Source organism: Micrococcus sp. MS-ASIII-49 (genome assembly GCF_000946635.1).
Classification (GTDB): domain Bacteria; phylum Actinomycetota; class Actinomycetes; order Actinomycetales; family Micrococcaceae; genus Micrococcus; species Micrococcus luteus.
In genome coordinates this window covers 1-6,562 of sequence record NZ_JXSP01000037.1, presented here as the reverse complement: position 1 = coordinate 6,562, position 6,562 = coordinate 1, and the positions used below count along the sequence as shown (strand labels likewise).

Here is a 6,562-nt window from a genome sequence, read left to right as displayed (position 1 = left end):
ATCCGCCCCGCCAGCCGCGCCGCGAGCGCGGGCACGCCGGGTCCCTCGACGGTCCGCCCGCCCGTCGCCTCCGTCCCGGGCCGCCACGTGAGGGCGGGCAGCAGGGCGAACCCGTCGGCGCGCGGGTCCGGGACGGCGAGCTCGACGGGGTGCCGCCCGTGGCCGTCCCGGGCGACGTGCAGCACGGCGTCCACGCCGGCGCGGGCCTGCGCGGCCACCGTCTCGGGCCGCCAGCCGGCCAGGGAGGCCATGGCCGTCAGCCGGGCGGGCACCTCGGCGGCGGCGTTGGCGTGCAGGGTGCCCCACGCGCCCTGGTGTCCCGTGTTCAGGGCGGTGAGGACGTCGGCCACCTCGGCGCCGCGGCACTCGCCGACCACGAGCCGGTCCGGCCGCATCCGCAGCGCGTGGCGGACGAGCTCGGCCAGTCCGACCTCGCCGGCGCCCTCCGCGTTGGCGGCGCGGCACTGCAGTGCGACCACGTGCGGGTGATCGGGCGCGGCCTCGGCCGTGTCCTCCACGACGACGATCCGTTCGTCCCCCGGCACCCGGCCGAGGGCTGCGGAGAGCAGCGTGGTCTTGCCTGCCCCGGTCGCGCCGCTGACCAGGACGGTGGCACGGTCGCGCACGAGCGCCTCGAGGGCGTCGGCCCAGAGGGCGCCGTCCGGCCAGCCGTCGGCCAGCGCGGCCAGCGACGGCGTCGTCGCGGCCGGGATCCGCAGGCTCAGCAGGGTGCCGCCGCCACTGACCGGGGGCAGGACCGCGTGGACGCGCACGCCGCCCACGCGGGCGTCGGCCAGCGGCACCGCCGCGTCGAGGCGGCGGCCGGCCCGGTGCAGCAGCCGCACCGCGAGCTCCCGGGCGGTCTCGGGGTCGAGCCGACCGGGGCGGCGGACGAGGCCTTCGTCCCCGTCGGTCCACACCGCGCCCGCGCCGTCCACGAGCACGTCGGTCACGCCCGGGGTGCGCACCCAGGGTGCGAGCGGGCCGAAGCCGTCGAGCTCATCGACCAGCGCCGCCACGCGCGGGTCGTCGATCGGCGCATCGAGGGCCTCGGCGATCAGCGGGGCCAGCGGCGGCTCCGCCCCGTCGGCGGCCGACGCACGGGCCTCGGCCACGCGCCGGCGCACGACGGCGGCGTCCAGCCCGCCGGGGCCCGCTGCGGGTGTGGCCAGCGGCGGCGCGGCGACCTGCGTGCGTTCCGGCTCGGCCGGGTCAGTGCGGGGCCACGGGAACCGTCGGCCGACCTCGGGCGGGGCGAGGCGGGACCGTCGGCCCCGGGGCGGGCGGGCCGGGGCGGCGGGGACGAACGGGCGCATGGCGGACCTCCTGCGGGATGGGGGGCGGCCGCCGCGGTCCGCGGCCGCCGGCCCGTCCAGTCCACCGCCTCGCCCGCGCGCCCGCCTGCCCCGGTCGTCCGGCTGGGGACACGTGCCCACCCCCCGGCGCCTGTGCAGGAGCGGACGGCGCCGCGCAGCCGTCAACCGCGCAGGATCTCGTGGGTCCGCGCGTCGCGCACGCGGGAGTCGTCCCACGGCACGTCCCAGCCCAGCAGCGCCAGCACACGGTCCAGCAGCGCCGCCGTGAACCCCCACACCAGGCGCTCGCCCACGAGGAAGCCCGGCGTCTCGCCGCGGCGGCCGCCGGGCCGGGCCACGCGGCACCGGTTCGCGGGGTCCACCAGGTCCGCGACCGGCATCCGGAACACGGCCGCGGCCTCGGCCTGGTCGACCACCGCCACGCGACTGGGGTCCCGCCACCACCCGAGCACCGGGTGCACCACGTGCCCGGAGACCACCACCGGCACCGCCGGCAGCACGCCCAGGACCTCCACGCCGGCCGGGTCCAAGCCGGTCTCCTCCTGCGCCTCGCGCAGGGCCGTGGCCACGACGTCGGCGTCCTCGGGGTCGACGCGACCGCCGGGGAACGCGATCTGCCCGGCGTGCTGGCGCAGGGTGGCGGCGCGCTGGGTCAGCAGCACGTCCACGTGCGGGTGCACGCGCTCGGCGTCGTGACGGGCGGGGACGTCGTCGAGGGCGCCGAACAGGATCAGCACGGCGGAGGGGCGCGGATCGCCGGACCGGGGCCACTCGAAGCCCCACATCGGCACGGCCTCGGGCGGGATGGTGGTGAGCGAGGCCGGGTCGTGGTGACCGGGCGCGTCCGCAGGGGCCGTGCCCCACCGGGCCACGAGGTCCGCCAGCTGGTCCCGCGCACCCGTCAGCGACGCCTCGGACGTCCCGGCGGCGTCGCGGGAGGTCGGGCGGGGGCTCGCGGGGGTCTCAGGCATGGCCCCCACGCTAGCCGCCGGTCGTAGCCTCGGGGCATGACGGCTCCCCTGACCTCGCCCCCGGCGGACGCCGCGTCCCCGGATCCGGTGGACGTCGCGGTGATCGGCGCCGGACAGGCCGGACTGGCGGTCGGCTACTTCCTGGCCCGGGCCGCGCGGGACGTCGACCGCGGGCGCCGGCCGGGCCCGCCGCCGTCGTTCGTCCTGCTCGACGCGTCCGCCCAGCCCGGCGGCGCGTGGCCGCACCACTGGGACTCCCTGCGCCTGTTCTCCCCCGCCGAGCACTCCTCCCTGCCGGGCCGACCCATGCCGCCGTCGCCCGGTCCCGGCACCCCGGACGCCGGGCACGTCGTCGCCTACCTGGCCGACTACGAGGACCGCTACGGGCTGCCGGTGCGCCGGGGCGTGCGTGTCGCGGAGGTGACGCACGACGCCGCCGCGTCCCCGCCGTTCACCCTGCGGCTCGAGGACGGCACGGCCCTGAGCGCCCGGGCCGTGGTCTCCGCGACCGGCTCGTTCACCCGCCCGTTCGTGCCGGCCCTCCCGGGCGCCGACCGCTTCGGCGGCACGCAGCGGCACTCCGCCGCGTACCGCTCCCCCGACGCGTTCGCCGGGCGGCGCGTCCTCGTGGTGGGCGGCGGCAACTCGGGCGCCCAGATCGCGGCTGACCTGCTGCTGGCGGGTGTCGCCACCACGTGGGCCACCCGGCGTCCGCCCCGGTTCATGCCGGACGACGTGGACGGGCGGGTGCTCTTCGACCGGGCCTCGGCGCGCGTGCTGGGCCGCTCCGAGGCGCGCGTGGGCGACCTCGGGGACATCGTCATGGTGCCCTCGGTGATCCGCGCCCGCGACGAGGCCGGGCTCCACGCGGTCCCCGCGCCCACGGCGCTCACGCCGGAGGGCGTCCGTTGGGGCCACGACGCCGGCGCAAGCCACGGCTGGCCCGCCGCCAGCCGCGCCGCGGCCCGGGTGCGCGGGGCCGAGCACCCGGTGGATGACGTCGTCTGGTGCACGGGCTTCCGGGCGGACCTGCGCCATCTGCGGGGCCTCGAGCTGACCCGCCGCCCCTCCGGGGCGCCGGCGACGGAGCGTGCGCTGCCGACCGCCTCGGTGGACGTGCCGGGGCTGCACCTGCTCGGCTACGACGACTGGTGCGGGGCCGCCTCGGCCACGCTCGCGGGCGTGGGGGTGCACGCGCGCCGGGCCGTCGACGCGATCCTCGCGGGCCTCACCGCCGGCTGAGCGGGCGGGCAGGCTGAGCGCTCAGGCCTCCAGCCCGTGGCCGAGGGCGCGCAGCTCCCGGCGCGTCCGCCCCGCGCGCAGGAGCTCGAGCAGCTCCTCCCGGCCGGGCTTGAGCTCGTAGGCGAGCAGGGCGCGCGCCCGCTCGGGGTCGGTCTCCCCCGCGCCGTAGGACGGGCACCAGCGGGCGATCGGGCACGCCCCGCACGCCGGGCGGCGCGCGTGGCACACGCGGCGGCCGTGGAAGATCAGCCGGTGGGAGAGCATCGTCCAGTCCCGGCGCGGGAACAGGGCACCCACGGCGTGCTCGACCTTCACCGGGTCGGTCTCGTCCGTGAACCCCAGGCGCCGGGCGAGCCGGCCGACGTGCGTGTCCACGGTGATCCCGGGCTGGCCGAAGGCGTTGCCGAGCACCACGAACGCGGTCTTGCGCCCCACCCCGGGCAGCGCCACGAGGTCCTCGAGACGGGCGGGGACCTCGCCGTCGTGCCGGGCCACGAGCTCCTGGGACAACCGCAGGATCGCGGAGGCCTTGTTCCGGTAGAACCCCGTGGAGCGCACGAGCTCCTGCAGCTCCGGCTCGGTGGCCGCCGCCATCGCGTGGGCGTCCGGGAAGCGGGCGAACAGCGCCGGCGTGGCCGCGTTGACCCGCACGTCGGTGGTCTGGGCGGACAGCACCGTGGCCACGAGCAGCTCGAACGGCGTCTCGAAGTCCAGCTCGGCGACGGCGTACGGGTACGTCTCGGCCAGGATCCGGTCGATCCGCCGCGCCCGGCGCACCAGGGCCAGCCGGGTCTCCCCGGTCGGCGTGTCCGTCGGCTCCGTCTCCATCCGCGCGTCCTCCCGCCCTCGTGCGATCCGCTCAGGTCCGACCATCCTAGGGAGCGGGGCGCGTGCCGACGTCCACACCGGGGTCGGCCCCCGCTTCCGGGCGCGATGCGACACACAGGACCCGAAGATTTGTGGCGACGACGCCGCGCGCGGCATGCTGAGGCGGGAGACTAGTGTGGGACGCGTCACATCCGCGTCTCGCACCGACCGCACCACCCCGAAAGGACCCCGTCGATGGACGAGCAGATCCCCACGTTCCCGCCCCCGGCCGAGTTCGCCGCCCAGGCGGTGGCCGGAGCCGACCTGTACGAGGAGGCCGCCGAGGACCGCCTGGCCTATTGGGCCCGCCGCGCCCGCGAGGTCCTGCACTGGGAGCAGGACTTCACCGACGTCCTGGACTGGTCCGATGCACCCTTCGCGAAGTGGTTCGTCGGCGGCACCACCAACGCCGCGTACAACGCCCTGGACCGCCACGTCGAGGCCGGCCACGGCGACCGCGTGGCCATCCACTTCGAGGGCGAGCCCGGTGACACCCGCACCTACACCTACGCCGACCTGGCCGCCGAGGTCCGGCGCGCCGCCAACGCGTTCGAGTCCCTCGGCGTGACCAAGGGCGACCGCGTGGCCGTCTACCTGCCGATGATCCCCGAGGCCGTCATCACGATGCTCGCGTGCGCGCGCATCGGCGCGGTCCACTCCGTGGTCTTCGGCGGCTTCTCCTCCGACGCCCTGCGCTCCCGCGTGGACGACGCCGAGGCCAAGCTCGTCGTCACGGCCGACGGCTCCTTCCGCCGCGGCAAGCCCTCCATGCTCAAGCCCGCCGTGGACCAGGCCCTCTCCGCGCCCGGCCACACGGCCGAGCACGTGCTCGTGGTCCGCCGCAACGAGGCCGAGGTCGAGATGACCGAGGGCCGCGACCTGTGGTGGCACGACGTCGTGGACGCCCAGTCCGACGAGCACGAGCTCGTGTGGCACGACGCCGAGCACCCGCTCTACATCCTCTACACCTCCGGTACCACCGGGAAGCCGAAGGGCATCCTGCACACCACCGGCGGCTACCTCGTGCAGGCCGCGGCCACCCACCACGACACCTTCGACCTGCACCCGGAGTCGGACGTCTTCTGGTGCACCGCCGACGTCGGCTGGGTCACCGGGCACTCCTACGTCGCCTATGCGCCGCTGGTCAACGGCGCCACCCAGGTGATCTACGAGGGCACCCCGGACTCCCCGCACCAGGGCCGCTGGTGGGAGATCGTGCAGAAGTACGGCGTGAGCATCCTCTACACGGCGCCGACGGCGATCCGCACGTTCATGAAGTGGGGCCGGCACATCCCGGACGAGTACGACCTCTCCAGCCTGCGCGTGCTCGGCTCCGTGGGCGAGGCCATCAACCCGGAGGCCTGGCGCTGGTACCACGAGGTCATCGGCGCCGGCCGCTGCCCCATCGTGGACACCTGGTGGCAGACCGAGACAGGCGCCCACATGCTCACCCCGCTGCCCGGCGTGACCACCCTCAAGCCCGGTTCCGCCCAGAGGCCGGTGCCCGGCGTCGTGCTGGAGGTCGTGGACGAGCTCGGCGAGCCCATGACGGACACGAGCGCGGGCTTCCTCGTGGTGCGCGAGCCGTGGCCGTCCATGCTGCGCGGCATCTGGGGCGACCGGGAGCGCTTCAAGGAGACCTACTGGTCCCGCTTCCCCGGCATGTACTTCGCCGGCGACGGCGCCCGCTACGACGAGGACGGCGACATCTGGCTGCTGGGCCGCGTGGACGACGTCATGAACGTCTCCGGCCACCGCCTGTCCACCACCGAGATCGAGTCCTCCCTCGTGGCGCACCCGTCCGTGGCCGAGTCCGCGGTGGTCGGCGCGAAGGATGAGACCACGGGCGAGGCGGTCGTGGCGTTCGTCCTGCTCACCGCGGTCGCCGTCGCGGCCGACCGCGACGTCGCCGAGGTCGAGGAGGAGCTGCGGCAGCACGTGGGCAAGGACATCGGACCCATCGCCAAGCCCAAGCGCGTGCTCGTGGTCCCCGAGCTGCCCAAGACGCGCTCCGGCAAGATCATGCGCCGTCTGCTCAAGGACGTGGCCGAGGGCCGCGACCCGGGCGACTCCACCACGCTGGCCGACCCCACGGTCATGCAGCGCATCGTGGAGACGCTCGCCCCGAAGGCCTGAGCCGGCACGACGACGCCGCCCCGGACCGCA

At 76.5% G+C, this 6,562-nt stretch carries 5 protein-coding genes; 2 read left to right on the top strand and 3 right to left on the bottom strand.

Going from position 1 to position 6,562, the window contains the following annotated elements; genetic code table 11:
- Both SJ20_RS02800 and SJ20_RS02795 read right to left on the bottom strand, forming a co-directional pair.
- On the bottom strand, positions 1-1,316 hold a 1,316-nt coding region (locus SJ20_RS02800), incomplete at its 3' end, for a CpaF family protein (RefSeq protein ID WP_044658879.1).
- A 161-nt stretch (positions 1,317-1,477) separates the two neighbouring features.
- A complete protein-coding gene (locus SJ20_RS02795; RefSeq protein WP_041103998.1) occupies positions 1,478-2,287 on the bottom strand; it encodes a CoA pyrophosphatase in 810 nt (269 codons plus the stop codon).
- A gap of 36 nt (positions 2,288-2,323) precedes the next feature.
- Here SJ20_RS02795 and SJ20_RS02790 point away from each other — a divergent pair, with 36 nt between their 5' ends.
- Complete coding sequence (locus tag SJ20_RS02790; RefSeq protein WP_041103996.1) at positions 2,324-3,529, top strand: NAD(P)-binding domain-containing protein; 1,206 nt, start codon at positions 2,324-2,326, stop codon at positions 3,527-3,529.
- 21 nt (positions 3,530-3,550) lie between these two features.
- Here SJ20_RS02790 and nth read toward each other — a convergent pair whose 3' ends face one another.
- Complete coding sequence (gene nth, locus SJ20_RS02785; RefSeq protein WP_044658878.1) at positions 3,551-4,357, bottom strand: endonuclease III; 807 nt, start codon at positions 4,355-4,357, stop codon at positions 3,551-3,553.
- A 234-nt stretch (positions 4,358-4,591) separates the two neighbouring features.
- Here nth and acs point away from each other — a divergent pair, with 234 nt between their 5' ends.
- Positions 4,592-6,532, top strand: a complete 1,941-nt coding sequence (gene acs, locus SJ20_RS02780; RefSeq protein ID WP_044658877.1) for an acetate--CoA ligase — start codon at positions 4,592-4,594, stop codon at positions 6,530-6,532.
- The last annotated feature ends 30 nt before the right edge of the window (positions 6,533-6,562 follow it).